13 protein-coding genes and 1 pseudogene are annotated in these 17097 nt (G+C 62.4%); 9 read left to right on the top strand and 5 right to left on the bottom strand.

Annotated features, from left to right (window positions below):
• Positions 1-231: 231 nt before the first annotated feature.
• From GWP04_10895 to GWP04_10885, 3 genes are all read right to left on the bottom strand, one after another.
• On the bottom strand, positions 232-3618 hold the full coding sequence (locus tag GWP04_10895; GenBank protein NIA26057.1) for a vitamin B12-dependent ribonucleotide reductase: 3387 nt from the start codon (positions 3616-3618) through the stop codon (positions 232-234).
• Positions 3619-4213: 595 nt separating this feature from the next.
• On the bottom strand, positions 4214-5248 hold the full coding sequence (locus GWP04_10890; GenBank protein NIA26056.1) for an NAD-dependent dehydratase: 1035 nt from the start codon (positions 5246-5248) through the stop codon (positions 4214-4216).
• A gap of 275 nt (positions 5249-5523) precedes the next feature.
• Positions 5524-7440 (bottom strand): prolyl oligopeptidase family serine peptidase, encoded by a 1917-nt coding sequence (locus GWP04_10885; protein ID NIA26055.1) that lies wholly within the window; start codon positions 7438-7440, stop codon positions 5524-5526.
• Between the two features lie 172 nt (positions 7441-7612).
• Here GWP04_10885 and GWP04_10880 point away from each other — a divergent pair.
• Positions 7613-8654, top strand: a pseudogene (locus tag GWP04_10880) (L-threonine 3-dehydrogenase).
• A gap of 21 nt (positions 8655-8675) precedes the next feature.
• A complete protein-coding gene (locus GWP04_10875; GenBank protein ID NIA26054.1) occupies positions 8676-9860 on the top strand; it encodes a glycine C-acetyltransferase in 1185 nt (394 codons plus the stop codon).
• A 64-nt stretch (positions 9861-9924) separates the two neighbouring features.
• Here GWP04_10875 and GWP04_10870 read toward each other — a convergent pair whose 3' ends face one another.
• On the bottom strand, positions 9925-11055 hold the full coding sequence (locus GWP04_10870; protein NIA26053.1) for an aspartate--ammonia ligase: 1131 nt from the start codon (positions 11053-11055) through the stop codon (positions 9925-9927).
• 186 nt (positions 11056-11241) lie between these two features.
• On the opposite strand from GWP04_10870, the gene GWP04_10865 reads away from it, so the two are divergent.
• The 7 genes from GWP04_10865 to GWP04_10835 all read left to right on the top strand — a co-directional run bounded on the left by GWP04_10865 (position 11242) and on the right by GWP04_10835 (position 16128).
• Positions 11242-12246 carry a hypothetical protein gene (locus GWP04_10865; protein ID NIA26052.1) on the top strand — a complete coding sequence of 335 codons (1005 nt, stop codon included), beginning with the start codon at positions 11242-11244 and terminating at the stop codon, positions 12244-12246.
• 27 nt (positions 12247-12273) lie between these two features.
• Entirely contained in the window at positions 12274-12627 is a 354-nt protein-coding gene (locus tag GWP04_10860; protein ID NIA26051.1) for a fluoride efflux transporter CrcB, read from the top strand.
• Positions 12624-12989: a fluoride efflux transporter CrcB gene (locus GWP04_10855; protein NIA26050.1), complete on the top strand. Its 366-nt coding sequence runs from the start codon at positions 12624-12626 to the stop codon at positions 12987-12989. The genes GWP04_10860 and GWP04_10855 overlap by 4 nt, the downstream gene beginning before the upstream one ends.
• Positions 12990-13005: 16 nt before the next feature.
• The gene (locus tag GWP04_10850; GenBank protein NIA26049.1) at positions 13006-13344 is read left to right on the top strand and encodes a DUF190 domain-containing protein; all 339 of its coding nucleotides are present in this window, start codon (positions 13006-13008) and stop codon (positions 13342-13344) included.
• Between the two features lie 120 nt (positions 13345-13464).
• Positions 13465-14571: a peptidoglycan DD-metalloendopeptidase family protein gene (locus GWP04_10845; GenBank protein ID NIA26048.1), complete on the top strand. Its 1107-nt coding sequence runs from the start codon at positions 13465-13467 to the stop codon at positions 14569-14571.
• Positions 14571-15095 carry a hypothetical protein gene (locus tag GWP04_10840; GenBank protein NIA26047.1) on the top strand — a complete coding sequence of 175 codons (525 nt, stop codon included), beginning with the start codon at positions 14571-14573 and terminating at the stop codon, positions 15093-15095. Before GWP04_10845 ends, GWP04_10840 begins: the two co-directional genes overlap by 1 nt.
• Before the next feature lie 121 nt (positions 15096-15216).
• Complete coding sequence (locus GWP04_10835) at positions 15217-16128, top strand: asparaginase (GenBank protein NIA26046.1); 912 nt, start codon at positions 15217-15219, stop codon at positions 16126-16128.
• 293 nt (positions 16129-16421) lie between these two features.
• Here the strand turns inward: GWP04_10835 and GWP04_10830 are convergent.
• Positions 16422-17097, bottom strand: a 676-nt coding sequence (locus GWP04_10830; protein ID NIA26045.1) for a hypothetical protein, incomplete at its 5' end; no start/stop codon positions are given.

Raw genomic sequence — 17097 nt, 5'->3', positions numbered from 1 at the left:
TCCCGGCATGGGCAGGAACACCCCCCGGTTGATCCTGTGATCCTGGGCGCCGCAGATGCGCCCTTGCTGCTGTTGATCACCGCGTTCTCCTCACGGTCGCTTGCACAAGTAACCATGAGGCCGACGCGGTGATCAACTACTCACGAGCATCTCCCCGCCCATACGCCACGCGCGTGGACGCAACCTGTCGAAACCGGCCGGCCCACTACCTTCCGCCTCGTCACCGGGCATCTACGAGCAGCCGGTCGTGTCCCCACAGTTCAGGCACTTGTAGCAGGTGCCGTTGCGGATCGTGATATGTCCACACGTCGGACACAGGGGAGCGTCTCCCATCATGTCGGCGAGAGCGGATTGCACCGAAGCGGTCGCCACATCGCCTGCGGTCACCGGGCGCGACTGCCTCAGCGTCGCCGCGGCGGGCGTCCCCGGTCCGTGACCGTCTGGCGTGTCGGCGAACTTCGCCGCCTTCTTCTCCACCTCGATGTCCTTTTCCATCGCAGCCTCGGTCAGATCGAGCTGGATCCCCGCCTCGGTGACGAGCCCCTTTGGGGGCTCCGGAAGAGACGATGCCTGCGGCTTCACCTGGACCAAGTCGGTCCGTCCCAGATACTCGAGGCCGATCACCCGGAAGACGTAGTCGACGATCGAGTTGGCCATCTTGATGTTCGGATGTCCTTCGACCATGCCGCGAGGTTCGAACGTGTGGAACGTGAACGTGTCCACGAACTCTTCGAGCGGCACTCCATACTGCAGACCCTTGGACACCGCGATCGCAAAACAGGACAGCACACCTCGAAGGGTCGCTCCCTCCTTCGCCAGGTCGATGAACAGTTCGCCGAGGGTTCCATCCTCGTACTCTCCGGTCCGCAGGAACACCTTGTGCCCACCGATGCGGGCCTCCTGAGTCCACCCTTGCCGTTTCGCAGGGAGGAGGAACCGGGGCCGGCTGTGGCCGTTGCTGTATGCCTGCGTCGGGCTTGCCGCGTTCATGATCTCGCCCCAGGCAACGGCCTTTTCGTGCTCCAGAGCCAGCACGACGGTTTCCTCGTCCTCGTCGGATGCGGCGTCATCGGATGAAGAAGAGAGTGGTTGCGACGCTTTCGAGCCGTCCCGGTAGAGCGCCATCGACTTCAATCCGAGGTCGGCCGACATCATGTAGGCCTCTCCGATGTCGTCGGGGGTGATCTCGTGTGGCATGTTGATCGTCTTGGAGATGGCACCGGTGATGAACGGTTGGGTCGCGGCCATCATCTTGATGTGCCCCACGTAGTGGATGAATCGTTTGCCGTGTTTGCCGTTGCGGTTCGCAGTGTCGAAGACGGCCAAGTCCTCGTCGCGCAGCCCGGGGGCTCCCTCGATCGTCTGCACTCCGCAGATTATGTCGTTGGCCTCGGCGATCTCCTTCTGCGAGAAACCAAGAGCCGCGAGGAGGTCGAAACCCAGTGCCGTGTAGTCCTCGGGTTTCAGACCGATCTCCAGAAGGGAGTCTTCACCGACCACGAACACGTTGAACGCGTGCCGAAGCTCGAAGACGCTCGGGAGCGTTCCCTCGATCCTGTCGATGGCTCCTTCGGAGAGCCCTCTTGCCCGCAACGACTCGCGGTTCACGTGAGGTGCACCTTCGAGTGTCATCGTTCCTGCGACATAGCGAACGATCCGCTGGATCTGAGTCTCGCCGTAGCCGAGGCGCCGCAGCGCGGGTGCGATCGACTGGTTCGCGATCTTGAAGTATCCGCCGCCGGCCAGTTTCTTGAATTTCACGAGTGCGAAATCGGGTTCGACGCCCGTCGTGTCGCAGTCCATCAGCAGACCGATCGTGCCGGTCGGGGCAAGCGTGGAGACCTGCGCATTGCGGAATCCGTGGTCCTCGCCGGCGGCGAGGGCTTCGTCCCACGCGAGGCGGGCCGCTTCGAGGAGCGGAGCCGGTGTCAGGTCCGGGTTGATTCCCATGACGTAGTGACTCACGCCCTCGTACGCGTCCGCAGGAGCGTCGTAGGCGGCACGGCGGTGGTTCCGGATGACACGCAGCATCGACTCTGCGTTCTCCGACCACTTGGAGAACGGTCCGAGTGCACCGGCCATCTCGGCCGATGTCTTGTAGGCGACGCCGGTGAGGATCGCCGTCAAGGCCCCAGCGATCGCGCGTCCGCCGTCGGAGTCGTACGGGAACCCTGAGCGCATGAGGAGCGAACCGAGGTTCGCATAGCCGAGACCGAGGGTCCGGTAGTCGTAGGAACCTTGGGCGATCTTCTTGGAGGGGAAGTGCGCCATGGTGACGGAGATCTCCAGCACGATCGTCCAGAGCCTGATCGTGTGCTCGTATGTCTCGATGTCGAAATGGCCCGTCTCGTCGTCGTAGAACTTCACGAGGTTGAGGCTCGCCAAGTTGCAGGCGGTGTCATCGAGAAACATGTACTCGGAACAGGGGTTGGAGGCCCTGATCTCACCGCCGGCAGGGCTGGTGTGCCACTCGTTGATGGTCGTGTGAAACTGCATTCCCGGGTCGGCGCAGGCCCATGCCGCCTCGGCGATCTGACGCCAGAGGTCTCGCGCCTTCACCGTCTTGCGTACCTTGCCGGTACTGCGCTCGATCAAGTCCCAGTCCCCGTCGGTCTTCACCTCGCGGAGGAACTCGGCGGTCACCCGTACCGAGTTGTTGGAGTTCTGACCAGAGACCGTCTGGTATGCCTCGCCGTTGAAATCCGAGGTGAGACCGCCGTGCTTGATGAGCACTTTTGCCTTCTCTTCCTCGAGCCGCTTCCAGTTGACGAACTCCTCGATGTCGGGATGATCCATGTCGAGGATGACCATCTTCGCCGCCCTGCGAGTCGTTCCACCGGACTTGATCGCCCCGGCGGCACGATCGCCGATCTTGAGGAAGGACATCACACCGGACGACTTGCCGCCACCGGAAAGCGGTTCGCCCTCGGCACGAATCGATGAGAAGTTGGTCCCTGTGCCGGAGCCGAACTTGAAGAGGCGAGCCTCGCGAGTCCACAGGTCCATGATGCCGCCGTCGTTGACGAGGTCGTCCTTGACGCTCTGGATGAAACAGGCGTGAGGCGATGGGCGGCTATACGAGTCGGGGGAGGAGACCAGCTCTTCCGTCTCGGGATCGACGTACCAGAAACCCTGTTCGGGGCCCGTCAAGCCGTATGCCCAGTTGATGCCCGTGTTGAACCACTGCGGGCTGTTCGGGGCGGCCATCTGATTGGCCAGCATGTATTTCAGCTCGTCTTCGAACGCTTGGGCATCCTCCTGGGAGGAGAAGTATCCGTGCTGTTCTCCCCACCAGCGCCAGGCGCCGGTGAGCCGATCGAACACCTGCTTGGCGGAATGCTCGGGACCCAGCACCGGCACACCATCGTCGTCCACGAGCGGGTTGCCGTGTTCGTCTGTCTGCGGTATGCCCGCCTTGCGGAAATACTTCGACACCATGATGTCCGAAGCAACTTGCGACCACGCCGCCGGGACCTCTGCATCCTTCATCTCGAAGACGATCGATCCGTCGGGATTCGTGATACGCGAGTCCCGAAGGGTCCATTCGATGTCTTCGTATGGATCACGCCCGGCCGTGGTGAAGCGGCGGGTGATGCGAAGGCCTTTGGTGGTGGTCATTTCACTCCCTTCGAGGTAGTCCCTGCATGTCAAACCACTACATGTTGTGGTCAGGGGGGGAGTGACCTACGACATATGGTGTTGAGTTCCAACACTTTAATCGCAAGCATGTAATTACGTCAATGGTATCCGGGGGCCATTTTTCGCGTTATTTGCGATTTGTCGGGGGAAGCTGGGGAAGTATCCGGATGTGATGAGACTCTACGTGTTCTCTGCGATTCGCGAAAACTGAACTCCAGGCTGGTTTTCGCGTCTGCACCGCGTCGGCGCTCCCGGAACACGTACCGACCGGTACGACGATCCCGAGGCCTGGTGGTCGCTGCTTTCCGCCTCACAGAACGACGCCGAAGAGACAGCCGGGGGTGCGTAATCGGCGATGCCGGGTCCGGTTCACGTCGTCGGCCGGCGATAACGGCAAAACGGGTTGTTGAAGTCCCTTGCATCGGCGCTCATGCAGACCTATGTCCGGACGGATGCAAGGAGGACGACACCACGGATACGAAGATCATGCTCCCCGAAGCTGAGATTCCGACGCACTGGTACAACGTCGTCGCCCGCCTGCCCGCCATCGGATGACGGTCGATTACCGGACCTTTCAGATTCCGAGCGTCAGGTCCGGCAGGGCCTCGTCCTCGGCTGCGTAGTCGAAACGGTGCGGGAGGAGTTCGTCGGGCATGTTGGCCAGCTCCCACTCGACGGTGCGTCGCATCGCCTCGACGAAGGGCACTGGTTCCGTGTAGCCGAGTTCGGTTCGGATACGACTGGTATCGACCTCGAGTGACTGGGAGAAGTCGAAGTCGTCGCGTAGATGTGCGGGGAGTTGATCCGCCTCCAGTGTGATGATCTCGCCCGTCCATCCGACCTGATCGGCAATGGCCAGGATCCACTCTGGCTCGGTGCGCGCCCTCGGCTCCGCGACGTTGTAGATCCGGCCTCGTGCACGGTCGTCGGTGACGACCAGCGCGATCGCGTCTGCCACGTTCTCGACGAAACACCGTGACCACCGCCATCCGGCCGTGGCTTCGTCGATGAGGATCGCGGGTCGCCCATCGATCATTCTCTTGAGGTAGGGAAAGGGACGATGCTGGTAGTCGCCGGGTCCGTACACGGCCGGCAGTCGCAGGATCGATCCGGGCAGGTCGGGATCTGCGAGGTAGGTGTGCTCCACCGGAATCTTGTCGTAGTCGAACAAGGGGCTGTCTTCGGCCGCCATGTCGCGGTACGGATACCGCTTCGATCGCAGTGGTGCGTCCTCGTCCATCGGCGTCGGCACGGGGGGCAGGCGTTCCTTTCCCCGCAAGATGTCGTAGGCCAGGTAGACGTCCTGGCTGGAGATACCGACGAGCCGGCCTGCAATCCCGGAGAATGTCATCATCGTGTCGACTGCCTGGGCTCGGGTCAGCGGCATCATGTCGAGCACGACCTCTGGGTCGACACGCTCGAAGTCGGCGCGATGCTCCAGGATTTCCGACCGGTCGCCGTGCAGGTGCCGTACGGAGGGCAGACCGTCCGGTTCGGTCTTGCCTCGATGGAACAAGGTGACGTCACAGCCGAGGTCGACGAGGCGTTGCCCGACATGGAGCCCGATGAAACGGGTCCCGCCGATTATGAGCACGTTCGGAGCTGTCATCAGCTCCGACCCTACGTGAATGTTCGGCGTAGCGTCTGGGATCCCGCCGAGCGATGCATGGCTCGCATTTCGACGACCGTGCATCGCTATTCGACACGGATCAACCCGACGATCTCCATCGGATTGGACCGGGGTGATCTGCTGACGACTCACTGCGCCCTCCGACCCGTCGAAGCCGACAACAAGAGCCGTTACGGCCGCCCCGTGGCCTTGCATCGACCTGAGGATGCGATACGAAGCATGAAGTGCCAGGTGTCACGTACCAGGTACCTGCATTACTCAGCAGACTCCTGGGGACGCAAGTGTTCGGTCAGAAAGTCCGCGATGGCTTCGTACGCCCGCAGTTTGTTCTCGCGTTTGACCATGTCATGCCCCTCGTCGTCGAAGACGAGGTACTCGATCTCCTTCCCTTGGGCCCGAAGGTCGGCGACGAGTTGGTCGGACTCGCCGACTACGACTCTCGGATCGTTGCGACCCTGGATGACCAGCATCGGGCACGCCAGATTGCCGAGGTACGTCTTTGGTGAGCGTTCCACCAGGAAGTCGCGATCACGCTCGGGGTGTCCGATCGTCATGGTGAAGTAGGTCTTCCACGTCTCGGGCAGGCTCTCGACGAAGGTGAGCAGGTCGTATGGACCGAACATGTCGATCGCAGCCGACCACAGATCCGGGTGCCGGCCGGCGAGCTCGAGGGTCATATAGCCCCCGTAGGAGCGGCCAAGCACTCCCATGCGCGACGTGTCGACCCGTGCATCGTTCTTCAAGTGCTCGACTGCCGCGATGTGATCGAGGCGATCCCTTCCGCCCCAGTCGTGATCCACCTGCTTCATGTACGACAGTCCGTACCCCCTCGAGCCCCGTACGTTGGGGACGAACACGGCGAAGCCGCGCAAGGCGAGGTACTGGATCAGGGGCAAGGAGAACCATGTGAAGTCCGGGCGTTCCTGACTCTGGGGTCCTCCGTGGATGTAGTAGGCAATCGGCCGCGGGCCCACGAAGCCCAGGGTTTCGGGCGGAAGGTACAGGCGCGCCGATATGTGCAACCCGTCGTGGCTCGTGTAGGAAGCATCCTCGCCGGCGGACAGCAACTCGCTGGAGAGTCCGAGTATGCGCTCATTGGTGTGTTGGACCACGCTGCGTTCGCTGCCTTCGACGGTGAAGAGCTGCACCGGTGATGTCGCCGTCGAGAACGCTACCGAGAAGATGTCCTGGTCCCGGTCGTAGGAGCTGTGCGCGGCGACACCATCGTGAAGCGGTCCCTCACCCCAAAGGACGGTGCTGACATTGAGGCGCAGCGCGGACTCGTCGAAAGTGGCTTCGTACGCCCACGAGCAGCCGTCGATGTTGTAGCCGATCAGGAAGCGGTCTCCGTCGAGATGCTCCAGGGTGGTGAACTCTCCGACACCGCTGTGGATAGTCCCGCTGATCGTGATCGGCATGACCTCTCCTTCTTCCGCGATGGGGACCCAGCCACATCCTCCACCGTCGCTGAACAGCGTCGTCTCGGTGAGGATGCCGCGATCACCGCGGAAGAAGCACGCACCGAAACCTGTCAGGGAGATACGGGCATCGGCCGACCGTTGCTCGATGGGTGTACCGGCCAGCAGCCGGCGCTGCCCGGTGGCCTTCTCCCAGAGATAAAGGACGGTGTCGGCGGAGGAATAGCCATCGACGAGAGCAATGCTCGTGAGGTCGTCGTTGAAGCCCGCGACGTAGTTGCCGTAGATACTCGAGCCGAGGTCGAGGAGTTCGCCGGCGGAGAGATCGGCCACGTAAGAACCGTGTTCGGGGCTCACGCGTGGATCGACGCTGAACACGGCGAGATGACGGCTCCGGTGGCTCTGCACGAGGTTCACCTGCTGACCGGCGAATCGGTCGCCCAGCATCGGCTCCGGGATACCGCCGGCAAGGGGGATGATGTACGGCTGGTAGTTCTCGTTGCCGTCGTCATCGATCATCACGAGGATCTTGTCGAGATCGGGAAAGACGGAGAACAGTTCACCGTTGATGAGCTTTGGGTTCGCCAGAGCGATACGTCCGGGAATCAGCGGCTCGGGCACACTTCCGCCGCGGCGCATTCGATACAGACTCATCCGGCCGGACAGGTCGCTTGCGAAGTAGAGGTGTTGTTCAGCGACTTCGGGGTTGAGGAACAGTCTCGCGGACAAGAGGGATTCGACCGAGGGGTGCATCGAGGGGCCTTCCGTGGATTCCGACTAGAGAGCCTACGGGATCTTGGTTGTTCCGGCAGGGTTTTCGGGCACCGGCCCTTCCCATCATGGCGTGGGGAGTTCCGGCCGACGTTCGCCGGCTTGCTCGGACCGAGTGAAGGGAGATCGGTCGCGACGCGGTAGCCTGGGATCGATGCGCGCGATTGTCATGCCGTCGCCTGGACCCGGACTCGAAATGGTCGACGTCCCCATCCCGATACCGGGGCCGGCAGACGTGCTCATCCAAGTCAAGGCGACATCGATATATCCGGGACTGGGACCCGTGGGCACAGACGCACGTCCTGCCGCCACTCACCGTGGGACACGAGCTCTGTGGCATCGTCGTCGACAGAGGATCAGACGCCGACGGCCCCGAAGTCGGTCAGTTGGTGTCCGTCGAGTCACATGTCATTTGCGAACGGTGCCGCTTTTGTCGTACCGGGAAGGGCCATCTGTGCGAGAACACACAGATCCTCGGTGTGCACCGTGATGGCGCCTACGCCGAGTACATCGCCGTGCCTGCCATCAACGCATGGCCGGACCCTCCCGACATGCCGTACTCGATCGCATCTCTGCAGGAGAACTTCGGTAATGCGGTGCACACGGTCTCGGCGGCGAATATCTCGGGCCGTAAGGTCCTCGTGACGGGCTGTGGTCCGGTCGGGGTCATGGCGATCGCGGCGGCAAAGGCACTTGGAGCTCGGGCCGTCTACGCGACAGACGTCTCGGACTACCGGCTGGACCTCGCACGTACGATGGGTGCCGATTGCACATGGAACCCCATCCGGGATGCCGTCGTCGAACTCGGGCTCGAAGCCACCGACGGCGAGGGCATCGACGTGCTCCTGGAGATGTCTGGTGCGCCGGCTGCGATCCAGGACGGCTTCGCCCTCCTCAAACCCGGCGGCGAAGTAGCGCTGCTGGGCCTGTCCTCTGGCCGGATCCCGTTCGACCTGGATGACAACATCATCTTCAAGGGAGCGACCGTCCACGGCATCGTCGGACGGAAGCTCTGGGACACGTGGTACGAGATGCGGGGTCTTCTTCGTTCAGGTGCCGTGGACCTTTCGCCGCTCGTGACACACCGGTTTGCCCTGGACGACTACGAGAAGGCGTTCGACCTCATGGCGTCAGGGGAGTGCGGAAAGGTGGTCATGTTCCCGGATCCGGAAGACGTGGATGGACCACTGAACTGAGGATATCGAGCTGAGGTGATCATGGACAAGATCGGTTTCTTGAGGGATCAGATACGGGAACTCAAAGACCAGGGTCTCTACAACACGATCCGCCATGTCGACGGACCGCAGGGGGCGTGGCTGACCGTGGACGGGAAGAAGGTTCTCAACTTCTGCTCGAACAACTACCTGGGCCTCGCCGACAGCCCGCGTCTCGTCGAGTCGGCGAAGGCCGCCCTTGATCGGTACGGTGTTGGTCCGGGCGCAGTGCGCACGATCGCGGGGACGATGACGATCCACGATGAACTCGAGGAGAGACTCGCCACGTTCAAGGGGGTGGAAGCGGCGATCTCGCTGCAGGCGGGGTTTGTCGCGAACGCCGGTGCGATCCCGGCGCTGGTCGACAAGGAAGACGTGATCATCACTGACGAGCTGAATCATGCGTCGATCATCGACGGGGTGCGTCTCGCCAAGGCGTCGCGAAAGATCTATGCCCACTGCGACGTCGACGATCTACGTGGCAAGCTCGCTGAGGCTCGCGCGGAGGGCTTCAGACGGATGCTCGTCATCACGGATGGCGTGTTCTCCATGGATGGTGACATCGCGCCGCTCGATCGAATCGTCGAAGCCGCCGACGAATATGAGGCGATGGTGATGGTCGACGACGCGCACGGCGAGGGCGTCCTTGGCCGCGGCGGCCGTGGCATCGTCGACCACTTCGGACTCCACGGCAGGGTGGAGGTCGAGGTAGGCACGATGTCCAAGGCGTTCGGCGCCGTCGGCGGTTACGTTGCCGGCCCTGAAGCGGTCGTCGAATGGCTGCGCCAGCGTTCCCGGCCGTTCCTCTTCTCGTCGGCGGTAACCCCGGCCGATGTTGCCGCGTGTATCGCGTCGGTGGAGATCTTGTCCGAGTCGACCGAGCTGGTGGATCGACTGTGGTCCAACGCCGCCTGGTTCAAGGATGCGATGTCGTCGTCCGGGTTCGACATCGGGCATTCGGAGACGCCGATCACTCCGGTGATGCTCGGTGATGAGAAAGTGGCCCAGGAGTTCTCGCAGCGGTTGTTCGACGACGAGGCGGTGTTTGCCCAGGCGATCGCGTATCCGACGGTGCCGTTGGGCAAGGCGAGGATTCGGGTGATGATCTCCGCGGCGCATTCTCGCGACGACCTCGAATACGGCGCAGCGGCGTTCGCGAAGGTTGGGGAGGCGCTCGGAGTCATCTGACCTCAGCCACTCTCGTCAATGCTGGCCGGACAGAGACCAGCCAGCATTGACGAGACCGTGCGTTCTACTCCAACACGACGATGTTTCGCTTCGCGCACATGTCCTTGAGGATCTGCGGCCAGACCGTGACGCTGACCTCTCCGAGATGCGCCTTGCGCAGCAGGTACATGTAGGTTCTCGACTGACCGATTCCTCCGCCGATTGACAAGGGGATCTCGTCGTTGAGGATCGCCTGGTGATAGGGCAGTTGTAGGAAGTCCATCTGGTCGGTCGCCTCCAGCTGCTGCACCAAGGTCTCCTTCGTCACCCTGATCCCCATCGAGGTCAGTTCATGCCGGCGTCGCGTGACGGGATTCCACACGAGGATGTCCCCGTTGAGCCCATGCATCGGGCGTCCGTCGGCCGACACGGTGGGAGTGATCCAGTCGTCATAGTCGGCGGCCCGCATTTCGTGCGGGTATCCGTCCGCGAGCGTCCAGCCGATACCGTAGATGAAGATGGCCGGGTAGTCCTGCAGGATCGCGGTCTCGCGCTGCTTGCGGGGCAGATCCGGGTACCTGTCGAGGATGTCCTCCGCGTGCAAGAACGTGAGTTCTCGCGGCATTGGGGGGTAGCGGTCATCGCGCAACTGTGGCCACTGTTCGACGAGAAGGTCGTTTGCACCGACGAGGACTTTCCAGATTCTCTTGACCACATCGGTGAGGAAAGGAAGGTTGCGCTGGTCGGCGGTGACGACTCGTTCCCAGTCCCACTGGTCGACGTATGCGCTGTGATCGTGGTCGAGGAAGTAGTCCTTGCGGACGGCCTTCATGTCGGTGAGAAGGCCTTCGCCCACGTCCATGTCGAACTGCCGCAGCGCCACACGTTTCCACTTGGTGGCAGCCTGGACGACCTGGGCGTCGATGGGGTGTTGATCGTGATCATTCGAGATGTGGAACTGGACCGGTGTTCGAGATCCGTCCCGATCGAGCATGTCGTTGACACCGCTCTTGACATCCACGATCAGCGGCACCTGCACCATCATCAGGTCCAGTTCTTTGCTCAGGTTGTCCTCTATGTACTGCTTGGCAGCAAAGAGTGCAGTCATGGTCTCCCTCGGTGTGAGGAGAGGCCGATAGTCGGTGGGCAGGATCTTCTCGACTTCCTCGTACGTGCCGATGCCAGGTCCGGCGAGGTCTGCGGTCTTGTCGCTCATGACACCTCCTGCGTCATGTATCACGCTACGCCCCGTGGCAACCCGGTTGCCACGGCCGAACGACCCTTCTTTGCCCGGGCCTCTTCGACGGAGCCCACATATCAAGGTGGTGTGAGGTCGCGGGCACGGCGAGCGACGAGGCGGCAGAAGGGCGAAGGTTCCCCGTGCGACGCTAGCCTGGCGGCAATGGCACACGTTCGTTTGTTCGCCGGCCTCCGGGAGCTCGCGGGAACTCCAGTCGTGGACATTCCCGGGTCGACGGTCGAGGAGATTCTCGCTCTGGCGACTGACCGTTATGGGAGTGACTTTCGGAGAGGCCTCGCGAATGCGCGTATCTGGGTGAATGGGGACCCTTCCGAAGCCGATCGTGTCGTGGGACCGGAAGACGAAGTGGCGTTGCTGCCTCCCGTATCCGGTGGGGCGACGCCCGCGCCGGAGGTGAGATTCCTTGCGCCGTTTGCTGCCGCCATCGTCTTGCTGGTCGCCAACGCCATCGACAATCCGGTCTGGTTCGTTGCGGCTCTCGTCGGCGTTGGCGCCGCCTGGGCTTGGGATATCAGCGAGAACGGTGTGACGAGTGGAAGCGCCCTGCGGGTTCCGTTGCTGGTGGCCGTGTTCGCCGGAGCGGTCATCCCGTACGCCTGGAATGTCGGTCGCGGGGACGCGGCAGGAATCGGGCTCGCGATTCTCGTTGCGATCTTGACCGTCATGATCCAAGGGGTCATCGTTTCGGCCACGCGCGATTTCACCTCCATCGCCGTGGCGCTCACAGCGTCGGTCGTTGCTGCGGCAGGAACGGGCTCGCTCGTCATCGCCCGGATCGCTACGACCTCTGGCCAGAAGTGGATCTGGATGTTCCTGCTGATGGTGATCGCTGGCAGGGGCGTGGCTGCTTTTCTGATCGGCAGAGTCTCCGCCCCCGCTCTGGATCCTCTGAGCGGGAGCGTGGTCGCAACCATCGTGATGGGCGTCGTCGGAGCCTTGATCTGGGACCTCAACGGTTTTGCAGCATTTCTCGTTGCCATCCTCGTCGCCGTTGTGCTCATTGTCGGAGCAGCGTTCTCGTCACTGCTGGGTACGAGAGAGGTGTACTTCACTCAGGCGGTTCCCGGTGTGCTCTCCGACGTGGGCGCCGGACTGTTGGCCGCGATGATGTTCCTTCCCGTGGCGCGGCTGCTGCTGCCGGTCTGAGCCGTGACTGCCCGTAAACGCAGTTCGGTGCGGACGCGCCGTCAACTGGCCGTTTTCGTCGGGGGAGGGTTCGGTGCCGGGGCTCGGGCTGTCGTTGCTTCGCTTGTTCCGGGTACGCTCTGGGCAACCTTCGGCGTCAACATCGTTGGGGCGTACGCGTTGGGGTACCTTCTCCCGAGACTGCGGCTGGCCGGCCGATCGAGGGTGATCAGCGTGCCGCTCCTCGGCGTCGGCTTCCTCGGAGCCTTCACCACATTCTCGACCTTCGCGGTGCAGTTGTGGCACATGCCCTTCCTCCTGTCGATCACGTACGCCGCCGCGACCGTTGCATCCGGGGTGGCTGCAGGAGCGGTCGGGCTGCGTCGCGGGAGGGGACGATGATCTGGATCGTGATCGTGCTTGCAGGAGGGCTCGGGGCTCTTGCACGATACGAAGTGATCGGCCTGGTCCAGCGGCGTGTGCGTGACCCTCGGCCATGGGGTACGTTCGTCGTGAATGTGAGCGGTGCTGCGCTACTCGGTTTCATCGTGGGATCTGCGCCGGACGCCTGGTGGGTGCTGCCGGTGACCGCCGGTTTTCTGGGTGGGTACACGACATTCTCCACATGGATGATCGAGACGATTTATCTTGCAGAGAGCGGAGGCGCGGCGGGGATTCGTTCAGGGATCCGGAATCTGGTTGGAACGCTCGTGATCGGAGCCGGTGTGGCCGGCATCGGATTGCTGGTGGGAACGATGATGTGAGAGGGAGTGACGACAGATGGAGAGCATCGAAGACGGCAGCTTGTTGAGGATATTCATCGGTGAATCCGATGAATACGAGGGAAGACCGCTCTACGAAGCGATCGTACTCATGCTGCGTCGTGAGGGACTCGCCGGTGCGACCGTGTTCCGAGGAATTGAAGGGTTTGGGGCATCCTCGACCATCCACACCGCCAGGGTCCTGCGACTCTCAGAGGATCTTCCCATCGTGATCGAGTGTGTCGACCGCCGATCAGCCGTGGGGCGGATTCTGCCGATCCTCGACGAAATGGTGACCGAAGGCCTTGTGACCGTGGAGAAGGCAGATGTGCGAATCTACCGGGGAAGGGAGGAGTGACCGCCGGCTCGGGATGATCCGGTCCGATGGAGCCGGCCCCGGTATCGAAGCCTCGGGAAGTCGCCTGCGCCCCTGATGGAGCTTCACGGATCGCGAAACCCCCTGTACCCTCAAGCTGTCATGCAATGGCTGCGGGTTCGACGTGCCCTGCTCATGTTCGCTCTGATCTTCGTTTGGCTGCTGTCCACGGCCGTTCCGGCCCTGTCGGTGACCAAAGCGGAGCGCGACGCTGCGTGCGCCGACTCGAGGGCAGCTCAGCAACGTTTGGATGAGGCCCGTGCCAGGGCCAACGATGCCGAGGACCACTACGACGCCGTCAACCAGGAGCTGGAGGAAGTGGCGTTGCGGGTATTCCAGTTTCGGGAACGGATCGATGACAAGGTCGCCGTTATCGCGGAGATCCGTGACCATGTCATGGACCGAGCCGTCGAGATGTACATGAACGGCGGTTCGCCGGGAACCGAAGCCGTCTTGTTTGCCACATCGGTCGACGCCGCTCTCACCGGGCAGGAGTTCCTCTCGGTCGTGACGGCAGAAGATATCTCGTCGATCGACCAGCTCGACGCGCTCAAGCGTGAGCTGGAACGCATCCGAAGTGACTGGCAAGCAGAGCAAGCGCGACTCGCCGTGCTCGACCAGCAGGCGGCCGTGGCGGCTGAGGAGATGACCTCGATCATGGAGGAACAGGTGGCGGCTTCTGCAGAGCTGAGCGCCAAGTGTCGCGCAATCGACCTGAAGTACCGGCAGGAGCAGGCGCGGGCCGCCGCTCTGGCTGCCGCTCGCAGGAAGGGTGCTGCCGGCGGCGTTCCCGCTTCGATCACTCCTGGATTCATCTGCCCGATGGATCCCGCGGCGGTGCATTTCCGCGATACATGGGGTGCTCCCCGTTCGGGAGGCCGGACCCACAAGGGTACGGACATCTTTGCTCCCATGGGACAACCCGTCGTCGCGGTGGCCGAAGGAACGGTGCGCGTGTACAGCAACAGGCTCGGAGGCAAGTCCGTGTGGGTCTATGCAACGTACGGGGTCCACTTCTACTATGCGCATCTCAGCGGTTGGGCAGCGGGCCTCAAGACTGGTGACCATGTGACGAAGGGTCAGGTAATCGGCTATAACGGCAACAGTGGCAACGCATACGGAGGAGCACCACACGTGCATTTCCAACTTCATCCCGGGGGTGGCTCGCCCGTCAACCCGTATCCGACCTTGAAGAGGGCGTGCGGCTGATGAGTGAGTACCGCCGTCGTATCGACCTGATTCTCGATCCGTCCTATGTGGCGGATGTGCAGTCCATCGACTTGGAGGAGCTGCGCTCCCGGAAGAAGGTTGCAGACGAAGTCGAGACCGAGTTGTCGTACTACCGCAGGTTGCTGCACGGAAGGCTCGACCTCCTCGCTTTCGAGCTTCGTCGTCGCGCCGGGGAAGAGACGCGCTCTCTGATCGAGGCACTTCCGGAGGTTCTCGGCGCCGGAGAGATGACACAAGGCGGCCGCACCAGGTTTCCGACCATCTTCGCGCCGAACCTTCCAGACACACGCCGACGGCACATCGATCACGTGCTCGGTGACGACTTCCTTTCGAGGTTGCCGGCCATCAGCGATGATGAACTGGGCGACATTCGCGAATCCCTGACAGAGGCCGAGGTCGACATCTCGTCGAGTCGCAGAGCAGTTCAGAAGGTCGTGGATGCTCTCCGTATCGAGCTCGTGCGGCGCTATAAAGACGACGCGGCCGATCTGACGATTCTTTAGCACACGTGTTCGCATTTGGGGCACGTTGCGAAAGGTGGGGAATCCGCAGGGCGAGCCTGATGCGTGACGCGAACGCGTCGAGGCTCTAACGGTGCTCGCCGACGTCATCCGCTCGGGCCTGGTGGAGTCGACTCACGCCGGCGCCATCGCAGCCGTAACCCCGGAGGGCACACTCGTGGCTTCTTCTGGCGACGTCGATCGGATCTTCTTTCTGCGTTCGGCGGCAAAGCCGTTTCAGGCAACCGTGTCCCAGGAACTCGGCGCCGACCTCGTTCCCGAGCAGATGGCCGTGGCGTGCGCAAGTCATCGCGGCCATCCTGTTCACGTGGCGATCGTCAAGTCGATGCTCGCCGGGGTTGGACTCGATGAGTCTGCACTGCAATGTCCTCCATCATGGCCCTCGTCCGCCGAGGCTCGTGACCGGGTCGTCGCTGCCGGCTATCAGCATCCGGAGCGCGTATGGCACAACTGTTCGGGTAAACATGCGGCGATGCTGCGCGCCTGTGTTGCCCGTGAGTGGCCGGTCGAGACCTACCTCGACCCCGAGCATCCCCTGCAGCGCAGGACCTTCGAACTGATGACCGAAGTTGTCGGACACGATCCTGGACCGGTAGGGGTTGACGGATGTGGTGCCCCTGTCTTTCGCGGGAGTGTGGGGAGTCTCGCCCGCGCCTACGCGATGCTTGGATCACAGGATCGCTTCACGTATGCATGGGACGCGATGCATCGATACCCGGCTCTCACCTATGACCAGGGCTTGGCGCCGTCACTGATTGCGACCTGGCTCGATGCAGCAGCAAAGGTCGGCGCCGAGGGAAGCCTCGGTGTTTCGATCCGCGGGCAGATGGGTCTCGCCGTGAAATCATGGGACGGTTCATCGCGACCGACAGGTCCTGCAATGGTCGCGCTCCTCGATCACCTGGGTTTTCTCGGCCCGGATATCACTCGGGCGCTTGAGTCCGTGGCGGCAGTGCCGGTGCTGGGAGAAGGCCGTACGGTCGGGAGCGTCGTGGCTCGCGAAAACTGGGCTTGAAATAGTTGTCGACATGCCCTGTGGATAGGCCCCTGTGGATCTGTGGAAAACGCACGAAATGCGGCCCAAGTAACATGCAGTTAAGGCCAGTAGACCACAATAAGATGGCACTTTTGCGCAAATCAAGGTCCTTGACTGGCCCGGGGTGAATTCGTAGTGTCGACAGTGCGAGGCCCAAGGTGCTGAAGCGTGATCGTTACCTGTCAAGGGGAAGTGCGGGGACGGTTCGTGGAGGTTCCTTGGGCCTCAGCGCGTAACCGGCGATCCGGTGAGCGGTGCGCGGTGCCGTTGCCTCAACCGTCTATGCCGAACATCACTTCTCGTAGGTTGACGGGGGAAGCATCGAAGGTCTCCGGGTCGATGCGCAAGGATGCCAATCGCAGACCTTTCATACCGTCAGTCACGTTTGTGAGTACGAGAAGGCGGCCTCCTTCATGCTTGAGGAGTCCCAAACCGAGGCAGCGGCCTCTGCCATCGTGTACTCCGACGAGTACGTCGTGGAGACGTTCGAGATCGAGTCCGGTGGGCAGGGACGGGGCGAAGACCGTCGGGCGGACTTTCCAGCGGTGCAACGGCGGGGCAAATGCCCGGGCGAACTTCTCTGCTCGCAGAGCGGACCGCTCGACCGGCGAAGCCGGCGCGACATCGGGATGGACTCCGACCACTCTGACGTCTGCAGAGAAGAAGCGGCGGGCCATTCCGATGATCGGCTCGATTTCGCTACCGCGTTGCAGCGCCACCAAGACGTCGGGCCGGCACAGCTCTAGTTTGTGAAACTTGAGCGTCTGGCCGGTCACCCCAGAGACCGCGCCGGTCGTGTCGATCACGATGAGATCCGCTTCCTCCCTTGCCTGGTCGACCAGCGTGGCGGTTGCGATGACCTCCTGGAGAACGAGGTGCTTGGGTGAAATCGACCCGACGAAACGGAGCTCGTCTGCTTCTTCGAGTGTTTCGAGGTCACCGAGTTCG

Source organism: Gammaproteobacteria bacterium (assembly GCA_011682695.1).
Classification (GTDB): Bacteria; Actinomycetota; Acidimicrobiia; order Spongiisociales; family UBA4744; genus BMS3Bbin01.
Note: the sequence above shows the minus strand (reverse complement) of the source record. Positions and strands in the feature narration are given on the sequence as shown.